The sequence below is a fragment of the Streptomyces sp. WMMB 322 genome (assembly GCF_900090145.1).
Lineage (GTDB): Bacteria > Actinomycetota > Actinomycetes > Streptomycetales > Streptomycetaceae > Streptomyces.
Window position 1 is genome coordinate 368,394 of sequence record NZ_FMHI01000004.1, and the last position, 21,306, is coordinate 389,699.

A 21,306-nucleotide genomic window follows, 5' to 3' on the forward strand; every position below is an offset into this window, starting at 1 on the left:
GCCGCCCGACACACGTGTCCCGCGGGCGGGGCGCGCCGCCTCCGCCCACGGGACACCGGTGCCGTCAGCGCGTCACTTCAGGTGCGCGGCGACCTCGGCGGCGGCCTCCTCGCCGTACTGCTCCGTGAAGCGCTCCATGAAGTGCGCCCGCTTCAGCTCGTACTCCTGCGTGCCCACCGTCTCGATGACGAGGGTGGCCACCATGCAGCCGACCTGGGCGGCGCGCTCCAGGCTCACGCCCCAGGCGAGGCCGGAGAGGAAGCCCGCGCGGAAGGCGTCGCCGACGCCCGTGGGGTCGGCCTTGGCCTTCTCCTTGGGCACTCCGACGACGATGGGCTCCTCGCCCTCGCGTTCGATGCGGACGCCCTTGGCGCCGAGCGTGACGATGCGCGTGCCGACCTTGGCGAGTATCTCCTTGTCGGTCCAGCCCGTCTTGGTCTCGATGAGCTCCTTCTCGTACTCGTTCGAGAAGAGGTACGTGGCGCCCTCGACGAGCTCGCGGATGTCCTCGCCCCCCATGCGCGCGATCTGCTGCGAGAAGTCCGCCGCGAAGGGAATGCCCCGCTTGCGGCACTCCTCGGTGTGCCGGGTCATCGCCTCGGGGTCGTCCGCGCTGATGCAGACGAGGTCGATGCCGCCCACCCGCTCGGCGACGGTCTGCAGCTCGATCAGGCGGGCCTCGCTCATGGCGCCGGTGTAGAAGGAGCCGATCTGGTTGTGGGCCTCGTCGGTGGTGCACACGAAGCGGGCCGTGTGCCGCAGCTCGGAGATGTGCACCGACTCGGTGTCCACCCCGTGCCTCTCGAGCCAGGCGCGGTAGTCCTCGAAATCCTCGCCCGCGGCGCCGACCAGGATCGGGTTCGCTCCCAACTGCCCCATGCCGAAGGCGATGTTGGCGCCCACGCCGCCCCGCCTGATCTCGAGCGAGTCGACGAGGAAGGAGAGCGAGACGGTGTGCAACTGGTCGGCGACGAACTGGTCGGCGAACCGGCCGGGGAACGTCATGAGGTGGTCGTTCGCGATGGAGCCGGTGACTGCGATACGCACGGCGAAATCTGCTCCTGTCGGAGGACGCTGTCGGATGGCAGCATCACGCTACCTGCTTCCCCCGCTCAACCGAACAGGACGGAACTACCAGATAGTAGGGCCTTCCAGGCGCCTCACCTGCTGCGTAGCGTCGGACTCATGTGCAACCTCACGCGGCACGCGGCCGCAGACCCCGAGTCGATGGACGAACTGCTGGGCGACTGCGCCCGCATGGCGCCGCACTGGACGGAGCCCGCATGGGCCCTGCACATTCCGGCCGACAGGGACGTCCCGGCGGTCGGTGCCGCCTCCCACGAAGCGCTGCACGGGGTCCGGGTTCCGGCGGCGTCCGCCCGCATGCTGGAAGGCATGTCCGAGTACGGCGTCTGGTGAGGACGGGAGCCGCGAGCGGCTGACCGTCCGGCTGTCCCCGAGATCCCCGGGGAGGCTTCGCGTCCTCCCCGGGAACCGCCGGGGCCTCTGCTTCGTCCCAGGTGTGCCACCACGGTCCAACTCGTCGGCAGGGGCGGGGCGGAGACGGGGTGGCGGAGCCGAAGGAGCGATGGCGTGAGCACCGAACCGTCTCCCACCTCCAGTGGGGAGCCCCCTTCCGCCGGCGGAGAGGACGTCCCGGCCCGCAAGCACCGGCTGCCCGTGATCGCGGTGGCGGCCGCCGTACTGGTGGCCGGCGGCGGGGGCGCGTGGTGGGCCTCGACCGCTGAGTGGGGCTCCGTGGGCGCGGACAAGGCGTCCGAGCCGCCCCGGCTCGCCCTGGACGGCCTCGCCTCCGCGGGACGGAGCGGCGAAGGAGACCGCGAGCGGCCGGGCATCGCACCGGGCGAACCTCACCCGCAGGTCTACCGCGCCAACGGCGCGCTGCCCGACGGCCCGGACAACGCGTCCGTCTACCGCAATCCGTCACACGTCGGGCGGGCCTCCGTCGCCGCGCTCGCCGATGCGCTCGGTGTAAAGGGGAAGCCGCAGCGGAAGGACGGCCGGTGGATCGTGGGCGAGGACGCCGAGTCCCCCCGCGGAACCGCCCTCGTCGTGAACGACGACCGCATGGCCGGGAATTGGACATTCCGGTCCGCGGACCGGCCGGTGCACTGTGCCAGGCCGCTGCCGACCGTGCCGCAGCCCGGCATCGTCCCGCCCGAGAACGGCGACGCCCCCAACTCCTGCTCGTCGGTGCCGGGTTCCGGCAAGGGTGACCCCGTCTCGGAGAAGAAGGCCGAGGACGCCGTACGGCCGCTGCTGAAGACGCTGAAGCTGGAGGACGCCCGGACCGACGCGGGCGTGACCACCGGCCCGCTGCGCATGGTGACAGCCACCCCCGAGGTGGGCGGGATGCCGGCCAAGGACTGGAACAGCACGTTCACGGTGAACGAGGACGGCAAGGTCGTGCTCGGACACGGCAATCTGGGCGAGCTGAGGAAGGGCGCGTCCTACCCGGTGATGTCGGCGGAGGAGACCCTGAAGCACCTCAACAAACAGGGGGCCGCGGGCTCCGGCCCGGCTGCGGGCACCACGGTCCGCGAGCCGTGGGCCGCCGAAGACCGGGCGGAGCCCGGAAAAAGCGAGCCCGGAAAGAGCCGGCCCGGGCAGCCGGATTCCGGAAAGGCCGAGCCTGCACGGCCCGGCGGGACGGAGCCCGGAAAAGTGAAGCCGCGCAGGGCGCTGAAGGTGACCGGTGCGGAGTTCGGGCTGGTCACCCGGTACACCGCCGGCAAGCCCGTGCTCGTACCGTCATGGATCTACGAGGTGCGGTTCGGCGGTGACCACACCGCGAGCGTCGCCCACCCCGCGATCGAACCGGAGTACCTCGAGCCGGCAGGGCCCGCGCAGCCGGGCTCCGGCACAGGGTCCGACTCCGATGCCGGCCCGGGTTCCGACTCCGGTGCCGGCACCGGATCCGCCCCGGGCTCCGGTCGGGCCGAGGAGCCCGGACCGGCACCAGGGCAGGCCGTCACGTCCTACGCGGCGGACGGACGCACCGTGAAGCTGACCTTCTGGGGCGGCGTCTGCGACGGATACGAGGCGACTGCCGAGGAGTCCGGCAGCACGGTGAAGGTGACGGTGCGCCCGAAGAACACGGACCCGAAGAAGGTCTGCGTGAAGATGGCCGAGCGGCAGACCGTCGAGGTCGAACTGGACAAGCCGCTCGGTGACCGCAAGGTGGTGGACGCCACCGACGGGGAGAGCCTTCCGCGGAAGTGAACCAGCGATCGGCGGGTAGACGTCGGTGAGCGCGGTCCGGGCTCCGGCGACAGGACATCCGACGGACATGGAGGCGCGGGGGCGGGAACGACGAAGGCGGCGGACCCCTGGTGGGGGGAGTCCGCCGCCTTCGTCCTGTTCAGCCGGCCGGGCGTCCTGGTCAGTTGAAGGAGTCGCCGCAGGCGCAGGAGCCGCTCGCGTTCGGGTTGTCGATCGTGAAGCCCTGCTTCTCGATGGTGTCGACGAAGTCGATGGAGGCGCCGCCCAGGTACGGGGCGCTCATCCGGTCGGTGACGACCTTCACGCCGTCGAAGTCCTTGACCACGTCCCCGTCGAGCGAGCGCTCGTCGAAGAAGAGCTGGTACCGAAGGCCGGAACAGCCACCGGGCTGGACGGCGACCCGGAGCGCCAGGTCGTCACGGCCCTCCTGCTCGAGCAGGTTCTTGACCTTCGCCGCGGCGGCGTCGGACAGGATGATGCCGTCGCTCACAGCGGTGTCGTCCGATACGGACATCTGCTTCTCTCCCGGGTTGTTCGGACTGCTCTGCTGCCGACTGCAACCGTCGGCGTCCCGGATTCATTCCAGGGGGACACGTACTTTCTACGTCCTTCTCCTCCCTCATGCTCGCACACGCCCGGAGCGGCTGGGAATGCGTCACATCGACGCGAACGGCATCGTCAAAGTGACGTGAAGCGGTTATGATAAATAGCGTCAATTAGACGAAAAGCCGCTTGCGGCGATGGAGAAGAGGAAGGGTGGGTGCCGTGACCGCCCCACTGGACGTACAGCCGACCCCGCTGGCGCTGCTGCTCCTCGGCCGCGACGCGGACCCGAAGAGCGAGCGCGGCGTCGATTGCCCCGGGGAGCTCCCCGCCCCCTCGGACCCCGGCCTCGTCGAGCGCGCCCGCGCCGCGAAGGCCGAGCTCGGCGAGCGTGTCTTCGTACTCGGCCACCACTACCAGCGCGACGAGGTCATCGAATTCGCCGACGTCACCGGGGACTCCTTCAAACTGGCGCGGGACGCGGCGGCCAGGCCCGACGCGGAGTACATCGTCTTCTGCGGCGTGCACTTCATGGCCGAGTCGGCCGACATCCTCACCTCCGCCCGGCAGAAGGTCGTCCTGCCCGACCTGGCCGCCGGCTGCTCCATGGCCGACATGGCCACCGCCGAGCAGGTCGCCGAGTGCTGGGACGTGCTCACCGAGGCCGGCGTGGCGGAGGTCACCGTGCCCGTCTCGTACATGAACTCCTCGGCCGACATCAAGGCGTTCACGGGCCGGCACGGAGGCACGATCTGCACCTCGTCCAACGCCCGCCGGGCCCTGGAGTGGGCCTTCGGGACGCAGGAGAGGCAGCCCGGCGGCGGCAAGGTCCTCTTCCTGCCGGACCAGCACCTCGGACGCAACACCGCCGTGCGGGAGCTGGGGATGTCCCTGGAGGACTGCGTCGTCTACAACCCGCACAAGCCGGACGGCGGTCTCACCGCGCAGCAGCTGCGGGACGCGAAGATGATCCTCTGGCGCGGACACTGCTCGGTCCACGGACGCTTCTCGCTCGACTCGGTCCGGGACGTGCGCGAGCGCATCCCGGACGTCAACGTCCTGGTGCACCCGGAGTGCAAGCACGAGGTCGTGGCCGCGGCCGACCACGTCGGCTCGACCGAGCACATCATCCGGACCCTGGAGGCCGCACCCGCCGGGTCGAAGTGGGCGGTCGGCACCGAACTCAACCTGGTGCGGCGGCTGGCGGCCCGCCACTCCCCCGACAAGGAAGTCGTCTTCCTCGACCGTACGGTCTGCTTCTGCTCGACGATGAACCGGATCGATCTGCCCCATCTGGTCTGGGCGTTGGAGTCCCTGGTGAAGGGCGACGTCGTCAACAGGATCGAAGTGGACGCGGAGACCGAGAAGTTCGCGAAACTCGCCCTGGAACGCATGCTGGACCTGCCGTGATCTGCGGCGGATGCTGCTGCAGCCGGTGAGGGACACCGAGGAGGACGCCGAGGCCGTGCGGCAGCCGGCCGAGGCGTCCTCCGCCGCGCCGCACGGCGACGGCTCGGCCGGCACCCGCGCGCCGCACGGCGCCGAACCCGCGCCCGTCGCCCCCGTCGCGCCCGTCGCCCCCGTCTTCCGGGCGGCCGGCGGCGGCGACCCGGGCAGCCCGCACACGGCCGGGAGCGGATCCGGCACCCGGTGCCCACCGAGCCGGGCCGCGAGGCCGAGGGGGAGGGCCGTGGACGTCGGCCTGGCCGGCTGCAGATGACCGCCGGCGGCCACGTGTGCCTCCGGGGATGCGGCCGCCCTCCGCCGTGCATGCCCTCCGGGGCTTTCCGCAGGCGTCCGGAGCGGGCCGGGATGCGGGCTCCTCAGTGCGAGCCGGGCCGCACGAGACCGTTTTCGTACGCCGTGACCACGAGGCGGGCACGGTCGCGCGCCCCCAGTTTCGACATGGTGCGGTTGACGTGCGTCTTGACGGTGAGCGGGCTGACGGACAGCCGCTGCGCGATCTCCTCGTTGTTGAGACCGCCGCCGATCAGCGTCAGCACCTCGCGCTCCCGGCCGGTGAGCACGTCGAGCGGGCCCTGATCGTTCCGGCTCCCCTCCCCGTTGCCGGGGTTCTCCCCACCGTCCGTCTCCGTGGCTGCATCCGGGCCCGCCTGCGCCAGGAAGGAGGCGATCAGCCCCTTCGTGGCCGCCGGTGACAGCACGGCCTCGCCCCTGACGGCCGTACGGATCGCGGCCAGCAGCTCCTCCGGCTCCGCGCCCTTGCCGAGGAAGCCGCAGGCGCCCGCGCGCAGAGCCCGCACGACGTAGTCGTCCACCTCGAACGTGGTGAGAATGACGACCCGCGCCCCGGCGAGCGACGGATCGTTCGTGATCGCCCGGGTGGCGGCGATGCCGTCGGTGCCCGGCATCCGGATGTCCATGAGCACCACGTCGGCGTCCGTCGCCCGTACTGCGTCGACGGCTTCGGAGCCGTCGGAGGCCTCGGCGACGACCTCCATGTCCGGCTCGGAGTCCACCAGCACCCGGAAGGCGCTGCGAAGCAGCGTCTGGTCGTCCGCCAGCACCACACGGATCGTCATGCCGACGCGCCCTCCTCGGCCCGGGGGCCCGGCCCGCCGCCCGCGCCCGTGGCCTCGTGCCCCTCCCCGTGCCCGGCACCGGCGCGGCCGTCGGCACGGTCGCGGGGCCGGAGCGGAAGTCGTACGAACACCCGGAATCCGCCCTCCGGCAGTGGACCCGCCTCACACAGCCCGTGCAGCGCGGCGGCTCGCTCCCGCATTCCGATCAGGCCGTGTCCGCCGCCCGGCACGCCCGCTCCACCGACGGCCGCCGGGGACGGGGCCTGGGCCGGGATGGGGGCGGCAGCGGGATCTGCTGCTCCTTGCTCCGCCGCGGGCGCCGGCGCCGTCGCCTCCTCGGGGGCCGCGCCGCCGCCGTCGCCTCCACCGTCGTCCGTGACGGTGATCTCCAGCCGGCCCGGCAGGGTGACGATCCGAACCTCGGCGTGCGCCCCCGCTCCGACGTGTTTCTGCACGTTCGTCAGCGCCTCCTGCACGACCCGGTACGCGGTCAGGTCCACAGCCGACGGCAGGGCCCGGGGCTCTTCCCCGCTCTCCCCCTCGGACGCGTCCTCCCGCTCGGACGCGTCCTCCCGCTCGGGCGCGTCCTCCCGCTCCCTCGCGACGTCCACCGAGACGGACAGCCCCGCCCTGGTGAAGCCCTCGACCAGCTCGTCCAGGACGCCCAGCCCCGGCGCCGGTTCGGTCGGCGCCGTGCTCTCCCCGGACTGACGCAGCAGGCCGACCGTGGCCTGAAGCTCGCTCAGCGCGTGCCGGCTCGCCTCCCGCACGTGTGCCAGCGCCTCCTTCGCCTGGTCCGGCCTGCGGTCCATGACGTGCGAGGCGACACCGGCCTGGACGTTGACGAGCGCGATGTGGTGGGCGACGACGTCGTGCAGCTCGCGGGCGATGCGCATGCGCTCCTCGGCCACGCGTCGCCTCGCCTCCTCCTCCCGGGTGCGCTCGGCCCGCTCGGCGCGCTCCCGTATGGCGTCGACGAACGCGCGGCGGCTGCGCACCGCCTCCCCGGCGGCAGCGGCCAGCCCGGTCCACGCGAAGGTGGCGAGGTTGTCCTGCGCGTACCAGGGGCGGCTGCCCAGCAGCATGCCCGCGGCCGTGAGCACCGCCACGGTCACGGCGCCGACGCGGACGCTCGTGACCCGGTCCGTGCGGTTGGAGACCGTGTACAGCGCGATGATCGCGGCGATCACGATCGGCGCGCGGTGACCTCCGGACGGGGCGCCCACGCGCGGGTCGACCACCAGGCCGACGACGGTGACCAGGGCGGTGATGCACAGCACCGGCATCGGCGCACGGCGGCGGAGCACCAGCACACCGCAGGCCAGGGCCGCAAGCAGGACCGTCTGCGGGGCGATCGCGCGCCGGACGAAGGCGGGGCTGATGTCGTGGCCGGAGGCTCGCGCGCCCGCGCCGAGCAGGATCGCCGCGAAAGCACCCACGGCGATGAGTGCGTCCACTGCGTAGGGATGCGTCTGCATCCACTGCCGCACTTCGCTCAAGGTGCCTGCTGAGGGCTTCGGCGTCATTGGGGGCTCATCTGTTGCTCAGGCCTGCCGGACGGGCCGGAAGCGTCGAGGGTGCCGGCACGCCTGCCCGGTCCGCCGGCTCGGCCTGCCGGGCCGGGTCCGGCGAGGGCACCGGAGGGGCCGGACGGGCCGTGGGCCCGGGCCCCGTCGCCCTCCGGCTGCCCGCCCCGAGCGCTCCGCGGACCGGCCGGTCCGGAGGGTCAGTTGGGGATGAGGCCCCCGTCGGTGAGCATCTCCCGTACTTCCTCGAGGGATGCTTCCGGCGCGGGCAGGATCAGCTCCGAGGGCTCCAGCACGTCGTCGGGCAGGGGCGAGCCCATCGTCCGCACCGCGTTGAGGAGCGCCGTGAACGTGCGGCGGAAGCCCTCCTCGTCGCCCGTCTCCATCTCGGAGAGCAGCTCGTCGTCCAGCTTGTTCAGCTCGGCGAAGTGGCTGTCCTCCAGCTTCACCTGGCCTTCTCCCATGATCCGTACGATCATGCCGCTCTCCTTCTGGCGCGGGCCCTCAGCTGCATCTCGGTGTCACTGCTCCTCGGAGCCGGGGCTGCCGCTCGTCGCGGCACCGCCCCGGGCTTCCTTCCGGCCGCTACTTCTCGAACTTCGGGGTGTCCTGGGACTGCCGGTCCTCGGTCTGCCCGGTGCCGGTGCCGCCCTCGATGGCCTGCTGCCCGCCGCTGTCCGAGCCGCCGGCCAGCTCGGCCTTCATCCGCTGAAGCTCCAGCTCGACGTCCGAACCACCGGAGAGCCTGTCCAGCTCGGCGGTGATGTCGTCCTTCGCCATGCCGGAGGGGTCCTCGAGGGCGCCGGAGGCGAGCAGCTCGTCGATCGCGCCCGAGCGGGCCTGCAGCTGCGCCGTCTTGTCCTCGGCACGCTGGATGGCCATGCCGACGTCGCCCATCTCCTCGGAGATGCCGGAGAAGGCCTCGCCGATGCGCGTCTGAGCCTGCGCGGCCGTGTAGGTGGCCTTGATGGTCTCCTTCTTCGTGCGGAAGGCGTCCACCTTCGCCTGAAGCCGCTGGGAGGCGAGCGTCAGCTTCTCCTCCTCGCCCTGCAGCGTCTGGTGCTGCGACTCCAGGTCCGTGACCTGCTGCTGGAGCGCGGCACGGCGGGAGAGCGCCTCGCGGGCCAGATCCTCGCGTCCCAGCGCGAGGGCCTTCTTGCCCTGCTCCTCCAGCTTGGTGGACTGGCCCTGGAGCTGGCTCATCTGCAGCTCCAGGCGCTTGCGGGACGTTGCCACGTCGGCGACCCCGCGGCGCACCTTCTGAAGCAGCTCGAGCTGCTTCTGGTACGAGTAGTCGAGCGTCTCGCGCGGGTCCTCGGCCCGGTCCAGGGCCTTGTTGGCCTTCGCGCGGAAGATCATTCCCATACGCTTCATGACACCGCTCATGGGCCTCGCGCGCCCCCTTCGTAACGGACTGAGCCTCAGCAGCACACCTTCAAGACCCAAGACTACGGGCCCTGGTTCCATTACCGCACTGTTCGACCGCGGATGCGCTCCTCCTGAAGGACGATCGGGGCGTGACGCCTCCGGCGCAAGGAGTAGGCGCGTCCCGTGGTCAGCCGCCCGAGAGGGCCTCACGGCCGGTGGTCGCGGTCGTGGCGGTCGTGGCAGGACGGGTGCGGATGCGGGTGCGGGCGGGGCCGGGCCAACGCAGCGCAATCGCCGGGCGGGGCGGCCGGAGGAGCGCCGGCGGACCGCAGCGGCGCCGCACCCGCCGCGCACCGGCTCGGCACGGGTGTTGCGAGATCGTTCCCGGCACAGCTCTGGGGCACCCCCGCGCCGCACCGTAGGCTTGGTGGCGTGTTCCGAAGCCGTTCGAAGGACGGGCAGGCCGCTCCCACCGCGAAGGTGACCGCCGCCGAGCCCCAGCAGACCCGTGACCCGCAGGCTCCCAAGGGCCGGCCGACGCCCAAGCGCAGCGAGGCCCAGTCGCAGCGCCGCACGCTCGCGAAGGCACCGTCCAACCGCAGGGAGGCCGCCAAGCGGCAGCGCGAGGCGCGCCGCAGCGCCATGAGCCGCCAGCGTGAGGCGCTGGCAAGCGGCGACGAGCGCTATCTGCCCGCGCGTGACAAGGGCCCCGTACGGCGCTACGCCCGCGACTACGTGGACTCGCGGTGGTCCGTCGCGGAGTTCTTCCTGCCGATCGCCGTGATCATCCTGGTGCTGAGCATGATGCCCTCGCTCCAGCTGAAGAACATCTCGCTCCTGCTCTGGCTGTTCGTGATCGTGATGATCGTGCTGGACTCGATCGGGCTCGGCTTCCGGCTCAAGAGGGACCTGCGGGAGCGCTTCCCGGACGAGTCCAGGCGCGGCGCCGTCGCCTACGCGCTGATGCGTACGCTCCAGCTGCGCAAGATGCGCCTGCCCAAGCCGCAGGTCGCACGCGGCGAGAAGCCCTGAACGGGCGGCGGGGAGGCCGGGGCGCCCTCGTGTGCGCCGCCCCGGGCCCGGCGGAACGCCGTCGATGTGCCGCGGGTGCGCCGTGGACCTGACTGATCCCGGACAGCCGGCGCAGCGGCTCCTGGCCCGCCAGCTCGACGAACAGATATCGGCCGCGTTCGACTCCGAACGGCGGCTGCGTGTGCTCGACGTCGGGCTCGGCCGCGGTGTCCAGGCGCTGAGGCTGGCGCGCGCGGGCCACACGGTCACCGGCCTTCAGTCCGATCCCGATCTGCGTGAACTCTTCGAGAAGGACCTCGCCGAGGAGCCGGAGGAGACACGCGGGCGTGTGCGGCTCGTGACCGGCGGGAGCGAGGACACCGGCGCACACTTCCGGCCCGGTGCCTTCGACGTGGTGATGTGCCACGACGGACTGCTCCAGGCGTCCAGTCCCGGCACCACCCTGGCCGGTCTCGCCCGTGTGCTGGCGCCCGGCGGACTGATGTCCCTGCTGATACGCAACGACGCGGCCCTGGCCATGCATCCCGGCCGGGCCGGCGACTGGGACGCGGCGCTGGCCGCGCTCGACTTCCCGGAACGGACAGGCAGCACGCTGCGTCTGGAGACCCTCTCCAGGGGGCTGGCCGGGATCGGCACGCCGCTGCGGGAGTGGTACGGCGTGGGGATATTCGGCAGCCACTGCCCGGCCGAGGAGGAGAAGGCGGAGCGGATGCTCGCCGTGGAGGAACGCGCGGGGCGCCTCGATCCGTACCGTTCCGTGGCGTCGATGCTGCACATCTGCGGGGTGCGCGGCGGCTGACCGCCCGGGGACGCCCCGACGGCGGCCGGAGACGGCGGACGCGCGGGCGGCGGACACCGGGGCGGCTCCCGCTCCGATCCGCTCGTCCCGCTCCTGGGCACCGGCGGCCCCGCACTCGGTCACCCGGGGGTCGAGGACCCTTGCTGCGGGGCGGGCCGTGGCCGGGTCCCGGCCACGGCCCGCCGCGTCCGGCCGCTACACGTTCTCGCCCTCGTAGCCTTCCTCGGCGTGCAGGCTCATGGGGCCGTAGACCTTGCTGCCGTCCTCCAGCAGGGTCACCTGGTCGGTGCCGCCCTGGAGCAGGTCCTTCCAGACCTCGCCGATCCAGGACTCGGCGTCCCCCTGAGTGGGGAACTCCTCGGGCGCCACGGCGGGTTCGGTCTCCGATCCGTCGGCCTTCTCGAACCGCCACGTCCACGCCATGAATGCCTCCCGAGATCGACTGCTGCTGCCCGCAGACTAAGGGGTGTCCGACGAATGGCGTCGTCCCTCCCCTGTGCCCGGCGGCCCGGGCGGGGCCCCAGCAGGGCAGGGGGCGCGGTAGCTGGTGCGTGCGATCGCAGGGCGGAAGGTGGGGGCACCTCCCGCGCCGCCAGGCCAGGTACGACTGCCTCCCGCCGCCAGGCCCAGGTGGGGGTACCCGGGCCGGCGGATACCCGGGCCCGCCGGCCCCAGGGGCAGGGGGCGCTGGGGCACTTCCCCGTGGCTCCGCCGGGGAGACCCGACCCCGGCGAAGCCACAGGAGGGCTGCGCCGACGAACGACGACGCAGCGCGGGGGGCACCCGCCGGCCGAAGGCCCAGGGGCGCCGTGGGGGCACCCGCCGGCCGAAGGCCGGGGGCGCGTGCAAGCCACCGCGCACCTGGGGGCGCCTTCCCAGCGGCAGCCGGGGGACGGACCGGTCGGACACTCCTCGGTCCTGAGCGAGCGGGCGCCGACCGCGCACGAGACGATCGGGGGGTGGAACTCACACTGCTCGGCACCGGAGCCCCTTCCGGTCTCCCCCGCACCGACTGCCCGTGCGCCGTGTGCGCCGCCTGCGCCAGGGGCCGTACGAACACGCGCGCGGCCACGGCCGTTCTCGTCGACAGCACGCTGCTCCTCGACCTCACCCCCGGTCCCGCGTTGGCCGCCGCCCGTGCGGGACGGTCGCTGCAGGGCGTACGTCAGGTGCTGCTCACGCACCCGCACGAAGGCCCCGCCACGGAGTTCCCCGCGGGGCTGCCCGCGCCGCTGCGTGTCGCCGAGCGGCAGGAGCTCGCGCTCATCAGCGGCCACCGCGTGCGTGCCCTCGCCCTGGACGCGCCCGGCACCGGCTACCAGGTGACCGCGCCCGGCGGAGAACGCCTCCTCTACCTGCCGCCGCGGGCTGCGCCGGCAGGTCTCGAGGAAGGGCGCGAACCGGTCTCCGCCCCCTACGACATGGTGCTGCTCGACGTGCTCGGCCGCCCCGAGGCGCTCGCCCGGCTGCGCGAGGCGGGTGCGGTCGGCCCGGCCACCGACGTCGTCGCGGTCCACATCGATCACGACGTGCCGCCGGGCCCCGAGCTGCGCCGGCGCCTCGCCGCTGCGGGAGCGCACGCCGAACCGGACGGGACGACGCTCGTCGTCGGCGACTACCCGGACGTCCCCGAGATTCCGCGCCGCACGCTCGTACTCGGCGGGGCCCGTTCCGGGAAGTCCGTCGAGGCGGAGCAGCGGCTGGCTTCCTTCCCCGGCGTCGTCTACGTGGCGACCGGCGGCACCCGCGAAGGCGATTCCGAGTGGGCGGCCCGGATCACCGCGCACAAGGAACGGCGTCCCCCCTCCTGGCGCACCACCGAGACCTGCGATCTGGTGCCGCTGCTGGAGGAGCCGGGCCCGCCGCTGCTCATCGACTGTCTCGCCCTGTGGCTGACGGACGCGATGGACACCGTGGGCGCCTGGGACGACCAGCGCTGGGCCACCATCGGTTCGCGCATGCTCAGGGAGCGGGTCTCGGCGCTCGTCTCGGCGCTGCGCGGAACCCGTCGGACCGTGGTCGCGGTGAGCAACGAGGTCGGGTCGGGCATCGTCCCCGAAACGTCGTCCGGGCGCCGCTTCCGCGACGAACTGGGCCGTCTGAACACGGAGTTCGCCGGCGAGTGCGAGCACGTACTGCTGGTGACCGCCGGGATCGCGCAGCCGCTGCGCGGCTGACGGCACGGGCCCCTCCGGCGGAGCCGCGGCACACCGGCACGGCCCCTGTTGCGCGTACGCACCGCACCGCCGTACGCACGGGTGCCGTGCCGTAACCTTCGCCTACATGACTGACCGCACCCTGGACCTGGACGACTTCTCCGATCTCATCGAGCGCCCGCACGGCGGCCTGCGCCGGGACGCCGAGGAGCGAAGGGCGCGGACGGGCCTGCCGGCCGAGGCGCTGGGCAGGCTCGACGAGCTCGGTGAGTGGCTGACGGCGGCTCAGGGACGGGTGCCCGTCGAACCGTTGCGGCAGCCGCGGCTCGTGGTCTTCGCGGGCGATCACGGTGTGGCCTCGCTGGGCGTCTCGTCCCGCCCTGCCGGTACCGCGCACACGCTCGTACGGGAGACGCTCGAGGGCACGACGCCCGCCGCGATCCTCGCCGGCAGGCTCGAAGTCCCGGTCAGGATCGTCGACATGGCGCTCGACTGCGACCCGTCGGAACTGCCCGAAGAGGTGACCCGGCACCGGGTGCGCCGCTCCTCGGGCCGCCTCGACAGCGAGGACACGCTGACCGGGCCGGAGGCCGAGGCGGCCTTCCGCGCGGGGACGGCCGTCGCGGACGAGGAGGCGGACGCGGGCACGGACCTCGTCGTTCTCGGCGATCTGTCCGTCGGCGGCACGACGGCCGCGGCGACGCTCATCGCGGCGCTGTGCGGAACGGACGCGTCCGTCGTCACCGGCCGGGGCGGCGGCGCGATCGACGACCTGACGTGGATGCGCAAGTGCGCCGCCGTCAGGGACGGGTTGCGCCGCGCGCGGCCCGTACTGGGTGATCAGCTGGAGCTGCTGGCCGCGGTCGCGGGCGCCGACCTGACGGCCATGACGGGTTTCCTGCTCCAGTCCGCGGTACGCCGCACGCCCGTCGTGCTCGACGGCGTCGTCACCGCGGCGTGCGCGCTCGTCGCGCAGCGGGTGGCCTTCCGGGCCCCCGACTGGTGGATCGCCGGGCATGCGAGCAGCGAGCCCGCGCAGGCGAAGGCGCTCGACCGCATGGCCCTCGATCCGCTGCTCGAACAGCGCGTCGAGGTGGGCGGCGGCACAGGCGCTCTGCTGGCCCTGCCGATGGTGCAGGCGGCGGCCGAACTCGCGGCGCGGCTGCCCGTGTCGGAGGACGCCGAGGACGAGAAGAAGGACGACGGATACTCCGACGGGGCCAACCCCCCGGCGCTGGACGTGACTTGAACGCTCACCGGTGCCGGGCCCGCATCCCGCTCGCCCGGTCCGCGAGCCGCCTTCGGTGAACCTCTCCCGGTCAACCGGGTACGCGGGGCGGCGTGCAGGACCGGCGGACCTGCGAACTCTGCGGCGCCGGGGACGAGTTGACAGCAACCGGGGGACGACGCGCACCGACGGGGCCGGCCCGACGGCCGGGCCTCTGCCCGGGCGTCCCGCCGCGCCTTCCGGAGCGGCAGCCCGGGGAATGCCGGCCGGGCCGGCCGACTCCGGCAACCGCGGTGCGCCTGAGCGCGGGCCTCGCCTCGTCGCGCACGGGCGGTGCCGCTGCGGAGCGTGAAGCGCTAGCCTGCGTTCCGATGGACACCACTCCCCCGGACGACCCCGGACAGCCCGGCGGGCCCGGCGGGCCCCGGGACCACGAGGGCCGGACCCGCGAACCCGGCGAATCCCGTGCGCCCCGCGAGGAGAAGCCCCACGAGGCCCCCCGCGAGGAGGACACCCGTGGGACCGCGGACCCGGCCGGCGACGACGGCCGCAAGGGCTCCGGCAACGGCTCGGGCAACAGCACCGGCAAGGCCGCCGATGCGGCCGCCTCCGCCGAGGACGGCATCCGCTTCGCTCTCGGCACGTTCACCGTCCTCCCCGTGAACGTGCCACGCTGGGACCGCGATTCGGCACGGCGCGGGATGGAGTGGGCTCCGCTCGCGGGTCTGCTCGTCGGCCTCACCGCCGCCGTCGCGGGCCTGCTGATGCTGCTGCTCGGCACGTCCTCGCTGCTCGCCGCCGTCGTCTCCGTGGCCGTGCCCGCCGTGCTCACGCGGGCGCTGCACCTCGACGGCCTCGCCGACGTCGCGGACGGCCTGGGGAGCGCCAAGCCCGCCGAGGACGCCTTGCGGATCATGAAGCAGCCGGACATCGGCCCGTTCGGCGTGGTCACCCTCGTCCTCGTACTGCCGGCACAGATCGCGGTCCTCAACGAGCTCTACGACCAAGGGGGTTGGGCCTCCGGCGCACTCGCCGTCATCGTCTCGGCCGTCACCGCGCGCACGGCGCTCACCCTCGCAGCTCGTTCGGGTGTTCCCGCCGCCCGTCCGGAAGGGCTCGGCTCGTTCGTCGCCGGAACGGTTCCGGTGCGCACGGCCGTGGTCGTCGCCGCGTCGGTCGCCGTGCTGAGCGCCGCCGCGGGCGCGGTCGTGGGCTGGTGGAACCCCCTCTTCGGCGCTGTGTCGTACCTCTTCGCGGTGGTGCTCGGACTGGCCGTCGCGGAGCTTCTGCTGCGCCACTGCCGCCGCCGTCTCGGCGGCGTCACCGGCGACGTCTTCGGTGCGCTCGCGGAGTGCGCGGCCACGGTGACGCTGGTCGTGCTGGCCTTCGGCTGAACCACCCGGTGCACCGCCCGGCCTGCGGCCCGCCCGCCGGGCCGGCCCTCAGTACCCGCACCGGGGCCCGGTGTTGACCGTCGCGGTGGCCGTAAGGTCTCCCGCACAACCGGTGTTGTGCGGGCATACGATGCCCGATGTGCCGGGAGCCGTTCACCCGTATCCGGCGATCCGGCGCTCCGGCGTCCGAACAGGAAGAAGGTCCCTCTCACCGTGTCTGCTCTGACTCTCAGCACTTCGTCCGCCACGACCCAGCGCGCGGACGTGCTCGTCATCGGCGTCGCCAAGGGCGCCAAGGGCCCAGTCGTCGCTCCCGGCGGCGAGGCCGTGGACAAGGCGTACGGCGGGAAGCTCGCCGCGACCCTGGACGCGCTCGGTGCGAGCGGCAACGAGGGCGAGACCACGAAGCTCCCGGCGCCGGCCGCGGGGCTCAAGGCGCCGGTGGTGCTGGCCGTCGGCCTGGGCGAGGCACCCGGCAAGCACGAGTCCTTCGGCCTGGAGACGCTGCGCCGCGCCGCGGGAACGGCGGCGCGGGCCCTGGCCGGCACGAAGAAGGCCGCGTTCGCCCTGCCCGTCGACGACCCGGCTGGGGTGGGCGCCGTCGCCGAGGGTGCACTGCTCGGCGCGTACTCCTTCTCCGCCTACCGCAGCTCCGCAGAGGGCCGCAAGAACGGCAGGAAGGGCGGCGCCTCCGGGGAGAAGAAGGACAAGGCGGCCGCGAGCGCGCCGCTCGCCGAGATCACCGTCGTCGGCGCGAAGCCCCGGGACAAGGCGCACAAGGCCGCCGCCGAGCGGGCCGAGGTGCTGGCCGCCGAGGTGGTGCGCGCCCGCGACCTGGTCAACACCCCGTCGAACGACCTCACTCCGGCCGTCTTCGCCGACCACGCGAGGGAGGCCGCCAAGCAGCACAGCCTCGACATCGAGGTGCTCGACGAGGGTGCGCTCGCCAAGGGCGGCTACGGCGGCATCCTCGGAGTCGGCAAGGGCTCGGAGAACCCGCCGCGTCTGGTGCGGATCTCCCACACGCACCCCAAGGCGCAGAAGACCGTCGCCCTCGTCGGGAAGGGCATCACCTACGACTCGGGCGGCATCTCCCTCAAGCCCGTCGGCCACAACGAGACGATGAAGTGCGACATGAGCGGCGCCGCCGCCGTCTTCGCGGCCGTGGTCTCGGCCGCGCGGCTCGGCCTGCGCGTCAACGTCACCGGCTGGCTGGCGCTGGCCGAGAACATGCCGTCCGGGTCGGCCACTCGTCCGGGTGACGTGCTGCACATGTACAGCGGCAAGACCGTCGAGGTCCTCAACACCGACGCCGAGGGGCGGCTGGTGCTCGCGGACGCGCTGACCCGCGCGGGCGAGGAGTCGCCGGACGCCATCGTCGACATCGCGACCCTCACCGGCGCGATGATGGTGGCGCTGGGGAACCGCACCTTCGGCGTCCTCAGCAACAGCGACGACTTCCGCAGCACCGTGCACGAACTGGCGGAGCAGGCGGGCGAGGCGTCCTGGCCGATGCCGATGCCGACGCATCTGCGCAAGGGCCTGGAGTCCCCCGTCGCCGACATCTCCAACATCGGCGAACGTCCGGGCGGCGGCCTCGTCGCGGGCCTGTTCCTCAACGAGTTCGTCGACGAGGACGTCCTCTGGGCTCATCTCGACATCGCGGGGCCCGCGTTCAACGACTCCGGCCCCTTCGGCTACACCCCCAAGGGCGGCACCGGTTCCGGAGTGCGCACGCTGGTGCGTCTCGCCGAGCGTGCCGCGGCGGGCGAGCTTCCTTGAGGCAGCCCGGCGTTCGCCGGTTTCTCCCTCTCCCCGCGAGTGCGTTCCGGGCGCGTGAGCATCGTCACACTTCCCGCCGTATTCGAGGGGTACGTCGTGCAGTCGCCCGTCGGTACGGCCCGGTTCGCCGAGAGCGATCGTGGCCGTACCGCCGGGTACACGGCCCCGCGTCCCGCATCGTGCCGACAAGTGCGAAGATGGGTTCCCGGCAGGACAGGGCCCCAGCGCGGCTTCACCAAGCCGAATCCAGGGCCGAGCAGTACAGCGGCCGCAATACAGCCGCCCGGTCTGGAACCAGGCCGGCTCCGGCGTACCCATGCATGGAGGACGTGACGTGGCGAACGACGCCAGCACCGTTTTCGACCTAGTGATCCTCGGAGGCGGTAGCGGCGGCTATGCCGCTGCCCTGCGCGGGGCGCAGCTGGGTCTGGACGTCGCCCTGATCGAGAAGGACAAGCTGGGCGGCACCTGTCTGCACCGGGGCTGCATCCCCACCAAGGCACTGCTGCACGCCGGCGAACTGGCCGACCAGGCCCGCGAGGGTGCGAAGTACGGCGTGAAGAGCTCCTTCGAGGGCATCGACATGGCCGGGGTGCACAAGTACAAGGACGGCGTGGTCTCGGGGCTGTACAAGGGCCTCCAGGGACTCGTCGCCTCCCGCAAGATCACCTACGTCGAGGGCGAGGGCCGGCTGTCGTCCGCCACGTCCGTCGACGTCGACGGGCAGCGCTACGAGGGCCGGCACATCCTCCTGGCGACCGGCTCGGTCCCCAAGTCGCTTCCCGGGCTGGAGATCGACGGCAACCGCATCATCTCCTCCGAACACGCGCTGGTCATGGACCGCGTCCCGGAGTCCGCGATCGTCCTGGGCGGCGGCGTCATCGGCGTCGAATTCGCCTCCACCTGGAAGTCGTTCGGCACGGACGTGACGATCGTCGAGGGCCTCCCCCACCTCGTTCCCGCCGAGGACGAGAACAGCTCCAAGCTGCTGGAGCGCGCGTTCCGCAAGCGCGGCATCTCCTTCTCGCTCGGCTCCTTCTTCGAGAAGGCCGAGTACACGAACGACGGCGTGAAGGTCAGCCTGGCCAACGGCAAGGAGTACGAGGCGGAGGTGCTGCTCGTCGCCATCGGCCGCGGCCCCGTCTCGCAGGGCCTCGGCTACGAGGAGGCCGGGGTCGCCATGGACCGCGGGTTCGTCCTCGCCGACGAGTACTGCCGCACCAACGTGCCGACGATCTCGGCGGTGGGTGACCTCATCCCGACGCTGCAGCTCGCGCACGTCGGCTTCGCCGAGGGCATCCTCGTCGCGGAGCGGCTGGCCGGACTGAACCCGGTGCCGGTGGACTACGACGGCGTTCCGCGGGTGACGTACTGCCACCCGGAGGTCGCCTCCGTCGGCGTCACCGAGGAGAAGGCCAAGGAGATCTACGGTGCCGACAAGGTCGTCACCCTCAAGTACAACCTCGCCGGCAACGGCAGGAGCAAGATCCTCAACACCACGGGCGAGATCAAACTGGTCCAGGTCCGCGATGGTGCTGTGGTGGGCGTCCACATGGTCGGTGACCGGATGGGCGAACAGGTGGGCGAGGCCCAGCTCATCTACAACTGGGAGGCGCTGCCGGCCGAGGTCGCGCAGCTCATCCACGCTCACCCCACACAGAGCGAGGCGCTCGGCGAGGCCCACCTGGCCCTCGCGGGGAAGCCTCTGCACTCCCACGACTGATCAAGGCCTCCCCTGGCCCCCGCCAAGCGAGGGGGCACGGCAGTAGGGGAAGAGTCCGGGCGCTTACCGCATCCGCACCATTCCGTTAGGAGCAACCGAAACCATGGCGGTTTCCGTAACCCTGCCGGCGCTCGGCGAGAGCGTCACCGAGGGCACCGTCACCCGCTGGCTGAAAGCCGAGGGTGAGCAAGTGGAGGCCGACGAGCCGCTGCTCGAGGTCTCCACCGACAAGGTCGACACCGAGATCCCGGCGCCCGCCGCCGGAACGCTCTCTTCCATCAAGGTCGCCGAGGACGAGACGGTCGAGGTCGGCGCCGAACTGGCCGTGATCGACGACGGGGGCTCCCCTGCGCCGGCGGCCGAGGCACCGGCCGCTCAGCCGGAGCCGGCAGCCGAGCCGCAGCCCGAACCGGCGAAGCCGGCCGAGCCGGCTCCTGCAGGCGGCGGGGGCGGCGGCTCGGCGGAGGGCACGGACGTGGTCCTTCCCGCGCTGGGCGAGTCCGTCACCGAGGGCACCGTCACCCGCTGGCTGAAGCAGGTCGGCGAGGAAGTGGAGGCCGACGAGCCGCTGCTCGAGGTCTCCACCGACAAGGTCGACACCGAGATCCCGGCGCCCGCCGCCGGAACGCTGCTCGAGATCGTCGTCGGCGAGGACGAGACCGCCGAGGTCGGCGCGAAGCTGGCCGTGATCGGCGCCGGCGCCGCCACGGCGCCGGCGGCCGAGGCACCGGCCGCCCGGCCGGAGCCGGCAGCCGAGCCGCAGCCCGAACCGGCGAAGCCGGCCGAGCCCGCCCCCGCGCCGAAGGCGCAGCCAGCTCAGCAGGCCCCGGCTCCCGCACCCGCGGCGCCGAAGCCCGCACCGGCTCCCGCTCCCGCCGCTCCTGCCGCTCCTGCCGCTCCCGCCGCTCCCGCCGTCAGCGAGTCCGACGGCGCGTACGTCACCCCGCTCGTGCGCAAGCTGGCCAACGAGCAGGGCGTCGACCTGAGCACCGTCAAGGGCTCGGGCGTCGGCGGCCGCATCCGCAAGCAGGACGTCACCGCCGCGGCGGAGGCCGCCAAGGCTGCCGCACCGGCTCCGGCCGCCGCGGCAGCGGGTGCGCCGACGGCCCCCAGGTCGCCGAAGCTGGAGCCCTCTCCGCTGCGCGGCCAGACGGTGAAGATGCCGCGTATCCGCAAGGTGATCGCGGAGAACATGATGAAGGCGCTGCACAACCAGGCGCAGCTGTCCACCGTGGTCGAGGTCGACGTCACGCGCGTGATGCGGCTCCGGGCGCGCGCCAAGGACGCCTTCGCGGCCCGGGAGGGCGTCAAGCTCTCCCCGATGCCGTTCTTCGTGCAGGCGGCGGCGGAAGCGCTCAAGGCGCACCCGTCCGTCAACTCGCGGCTCAACGACGACGGCACGATCACCTACCACGACGTCGAGAACATCGGCATCGCGGTGGACTCCGAGAAGGGCCTGATGGTCCCCGTCATCAAGGAGGCGGGCAACCTCAACCTCGCGGGCATCGCGCGCAAGACGGCGGAGCTGGCGAAGAAGGTCCGCGAGGGCGGCCTGGGCCCGGACGACATGTCCGGCGGCACGTTCACGATCAGCAACACCGGTTCGCGCGGTGCGCTGTTCGACACGGTCATCGTGAACTACCCGCAGGTCGCGGAGCTCGGCATCGGCGCGACGGTACGCCGTCCGATGGTCGTCGACCACCCGGAGCTGGGCGAGACGATCGCCATCCGCGACATGGTCTACCTGACCCTGTCCTACGACCACCAGCTGGTCGACGGCGCGGACGCCGCGCGCTACCTCAGCGACGTCAAGGCCCGCCTGGAAGCAGGCGAGTTCGAGGGCGAACTGGGTCTGTGACCCACCGCTGAAGGCCCGGGACGGCCCCGCACGGACAGCTCCGGCTGCTCCGTGCGGGGCCGTCGCCGCATTGCAGTCCGGCCTCCCGCGCGGCCGAGCGCCTGGGCAGGC

19 protein-coding genes are annotated in these 21,306 nt (G+C 72.7%); 12 read left to right on the top strand and 7 right to left on the bottom strand.

Going from position 1 to position 21,306, the window contains the following annotated elements; genetic code table 11:
- Nucleotides 1–72: 72 nt before the first annotated feature.
- Entirely contained in the window at nt 73–1,047 is a 975-nt protein-coding gene (locus H180DRAFT_RS09630) for a carbohydrate kinase family protein (RefSeq protein ID WP_055485546.1), read from the bottom strand.
- 138 nt (nt 1,048–1,185) lie between these two features.
- Between H180DRAFT_RS09630 and H180DRAFT_RS09635 the strand changes: the two genes are divergently transcribed.
- Nucleotides 1,186–1,419, top strand: coding sequence for a hypothetical protein (locus H180DRAFT_RS09635; RefSeq protein ID WP_055485547.1), 234 nt, complete (start codon nt 1,186–1,188; stop codon nt 1,417–1,419).
- A 174-nt stretch (nt 1,420–1,593) separates the two neighbouring features.
- Nucleotides 1,594–3,243, top strand: coding sequence for a hypothetical protein (locus H180DRAFT_RS09640; RefSeq protein ID WP_055485548.1), 1,650 nt, complete (start codon nt 1,594–1,596; stop codon nt 3,241–3,243).
- Between the two features lie 160 nt (nt 3,244–3,403).
- On the opposite strand, the gene H180DRAFT_RS09645 is transcribed toward H180DRAFT_RS09640, so the two are convergent.
- Nucleotides 3,404–3,757, bottom strand: coding sequence for a HesB/IscA family protein (locus H180DRAFT_RS09645; protein WP_055485549.1), 354 nt, complete (start codon nt 3,755–3,757; stop codon nt 3,404–3,406).
- A 251-nt stretch (nt 3,758–4,008) separates the two neighbouring features.
- Here H180DRAFT_RS09645 and nadA point away from each other — a divergent pair, with 251 nt between their 5' ends.
- Complete coding sequence (gene nadA / locus H180DRAFT_RS09650; protein WP_107097606.1) at nt 4,009–5,196, top strand: quinolinate synthase NadA; 1,188 nt, start codon at nt 4,009–4,011, stop codon at nt 5,194–5,196.
- A 10-nt stretch (nt 5,197–5,206) separates the two neighbouring features.
- On the top strand, nt 5,207–5,506 hold the full coding sequence (locus H180DRAFT_RS09655; protein ID WP_055485551.1) for a hypothetical protein: 300 nt from the start codon (nt 5,207–5,209) through the stop codon (nt 5,504–5,506).
- Nucleotides 5,507–5,609: 103 nt separating this feature from the next.
- Here the strand turns inward: H180DRAFT_RS09655 and H180DRAFT_RS09660 are convergent, their stop codons facing one another.
- The 4 genes from H180DRAFT_RS09660 to H180DRAFT_RS09675 form a co-directional block, all read right to left on the bottom strand.
- Nucleotides 5,610–6,329, bottom strand: a complete 720-nt coding sequence (locus H180DRAFT_RS09660) for a response regulator (RefSeq protein ID WP_055485552.1) — start codon at nt 6,327–6,329, stop codon at nt 5,610–5,612.
- The gene (locus H180DRAFT_RS09665; protein WP_074466709.1) at nt 6,326–7,855 is read right to left on the bottom strand and encodes a sensor histidine kinase; all 1,530 of its coding nucleotides are present in this window, start codon (nt 7,853–7,855) and stop codon (nt 6,326–6,328) included. The genes H180DRAFT_RS09660 and H180DRAFT_RS09665 overlap by 4 nt, the downstream gene beginning before the upstream one ends.
- A 200-nt stretch (nt 7,856–8,055) precedes the next feature.
- A complete protein-coding gene (locus H180DRAFT_RS09670) occupies nt 8,056–8,334 on the bottom strand; it encodes a PspA-associated protein PspAA (protein WP_055485553.1) in 279 nt (92 codons plus the stop codon).
- A gap of 106 nt (nt 8,335–8,440) precedes the next feature.
- Nucleotides 8,441–9,229 carry a PspA/IM30 family protein gene (locus tag H180DRAFT_RS09675; protein ID WP_254665944.1) on the bottom strand — a complete coding sequence of 263 codons (789 nt, stop codon included), beginning with the start codon at nt 9,227–9,229 and terminating at the stop codon, nt 8,441–8,443.
- Nucleotides 9,230–9,655: 426 nt separating this feature from the next.
- Between H180DRAFT_RS09675 and H180DRAFT_RS09680 the strand changes: the two genes are divergently transcribed.
- Nucleotides 9,656–10,255, top strand: a complete 600-nt coding sequence (locus tag H180DRAFT_RS09680) for a DUF3043 domain-containing protein (protein WP_055485554.1) — start codon at nt 9,656–9,658, stop codon at nt 10,253–10,255.
- A gap of 82 nt (nt 10,256–10,337) precedes the next feature.
- Nucleotides 10,338–11,054 (top strand): class I SAM-dependent methyltransferase, encoded by a 717-nt coding sequence (locus H180DRAFT_RS09685; protein WP_254665945.1) that lies wholly within the window; start codon nt 10,338–10,340, stop codon nt 11,052–11,054.
- Nucleotides 11,055–11,249: 195 nt separating this feature from the next.
- On the opposite strand, the gene H180DRAFT_RS09690 is transcribed toward H180DRAFT_RS09685, so the two are convergent.
- Nucleotides 11,250–11,477, bottom strand: coding sequence for a hypothetical protein (locus H180DRAFT_RS09690; protein WP_055485556.1), 228 nt, complete (start codon nt 11,475–11,477; stop codon nt 11,250–11,252).
- Nucleotides 11,478–12,013: 536 nt separating this feature from the next.
- On the opposite strand from H180DRAFT_RS09690, the gene H180DRAFT_RS09695 reads away from it, so the two are divergent.
- The 6 genes from H180DRAFT_RS09695 (at nt 12,014) to sucB (ending at nt 21,195) form a co-directional block, all read left to right on the top strand.
- Nucleotides 12,014–13,231 (top strand): bifunctional adenosylcobinamide kinase/adenosylcobinamide-phosphate guanylyltransferase, encoded by a 1,218-nt coding sequence (locus H180DRAFT_RS09695; protein WP_055485557.1) that lies wholly within the window; start codon nt 12,014–12,016, stop codon nt 13,229–13,231.
- A gap of 106 nt (nt 13,232–13,337) precedes the next feature.
- Nucleotides 13,338–14,459, top strand: a complete 1,122-nt coding sequence (locus tag H180DRAFT_RS09700) for a nicotinate-nucleotide--dimethylbenzimidazole phosphoribosyltransferase (RefSeq protein ID WP_055485558.1) — start codon at nt 13,338–13,340, stop codon at nt 14,457–14,459.
- 602 nt (nt 14,460–15,061) lie between these two features.
- A complete protein-coding gene (gene cobS, locus H180DRAFT_RS09705) occupies nt 15,062–15,832 on the top strand; it encodes an adenosylcobinamide-GDP ribazoletransferase (protein ID WP_055485657.1) in 771 nt (256 codons plus the stop codon).
- Nucleotides 15,833–16,045: 213 nt separating this feature from the next.
- Nucleotides 16,046–17,614 carry a leucyl aminopeptidase gene (locus tag H180DRAFT_RS09710; protein WP_055485559.1) on the top strand — a complete coding sequence of 523 codons (1,569 nt, stop codon included), beginning with the start codon at nt 16,046–16,048 and terminating at the stop codon, nt 17,612–17,614.
- 334 nt (nt 17,615–17,948) lie between these two features.
- On the top strand, nt 17,949–19,337 hold the full coding sequence (lpdA, locus tag H180DRAFT_RS09715) for a dihydrolipoyl dehydrogenase (protein ID WP_055485560.1): 1,389 nt from the start codon (nt 17,949–17,951) through the stop codon (nt 19,335–19,337).
- A gap of 103 nt (nt 19,338–19,440) precedes the next feature.
- The gene (sucB, locus tag H180DRAFT_RS09720) at nt 19,441–21,195 is read left to right on the top strand and encodes a 2-oxoglutarate dehydrogenase, E2 component, dihydrolipoamide succinyltransferase (protein WP_055485561.1); all 1,755 of its coding nucleotides are present in this window, start codon (nt 19,441–19,443) and stop codon (nt 21,193–21,195) included.
- The last annotated feature ends 111 nt before the right edge of the window (nt 21,196–21,306 follow it).

What these genes read in the sequence shown, in the direction of transcription:
- H180DRAFT_RS09635 (WP_055485547.1), top strand. Translation starts at nt 1,186, where the DNA reads ATGTGCAACCTCACGCGGCACGCGGCCGCAGACCCCGAGTCGATGGAC.
- H180DRAFT_RS09645 (WP_055485549.1), bottom strand. Translation starts at nt 3,757, where the DNA reads ATGTCCGTATCGGACGACACCGCTGTGAGCGACGGCATCATCCTGTCC.
- H180DRAFT_RS09655 (WP_055485551.1), top strand. Translation starts at nt 5,207, where the DNA reads ATGCTGCTGCAGCCGGTGAGGGACACCGAGGAGGACGCCGAGGCCGTG.
- H180DRAFT_RS09660 (WP_055485552.1), bottom strand. Translation starts at nt 6,329, where the DNA reads ATGACGATCCGTGTGGTGCTGGCGGACGACCAGACGCTGCTTCGCAGC.
- H180DRAFT_RS09665 (WP_074466709.1), bottom strand. Translation starts at nt 7,855, where the DNA reads ATGACGCCGAAGCCCTCAGCAGGCACCTTGAGCGAAGTGCGGCAGTGG.
- H180DRAFT_RS09670 (WP_055485553.1), bottom strand. Translation starts at nt 8,334, where the DNA reads ATGATCGTACGGATCATGGGAGAAGGCCAGGTGAAGCTGGAGGACAGC.
- H180DRAFT_RS09675 (WP_254665944.1), bottom strand. Translation starts at nt 9,229, where the DNA reads ATGAAGCGTATGGGAATGATCTTCCGCGCGAAGGCCAACAAGGCCCTG.
- H180DRAFT_RS09690 (WP_055485556.1), bottom strand. Translation starts at nt 11,477, where the DNA reads ATGGCGTGGACGTGGCGGTTCGAGAAGGCCGACGGATCGGAGACCGAA.
- H180DRAFT_RS09700 (WP_055485558.1), top strand. Translation starts at nt 13,338, where the DNA reads ATGACTGACCGCACCCTGGACCTGGACGACTTCTCCGATCTCATCGAG.
- sucB (WP_055485561.1), top strand. Translation starts at nt 19,441, where the DNA reads ATGGCGGTTTCCGTAACCCTGCCGGCGCTCGGCGAGAGCGTCACCGAG.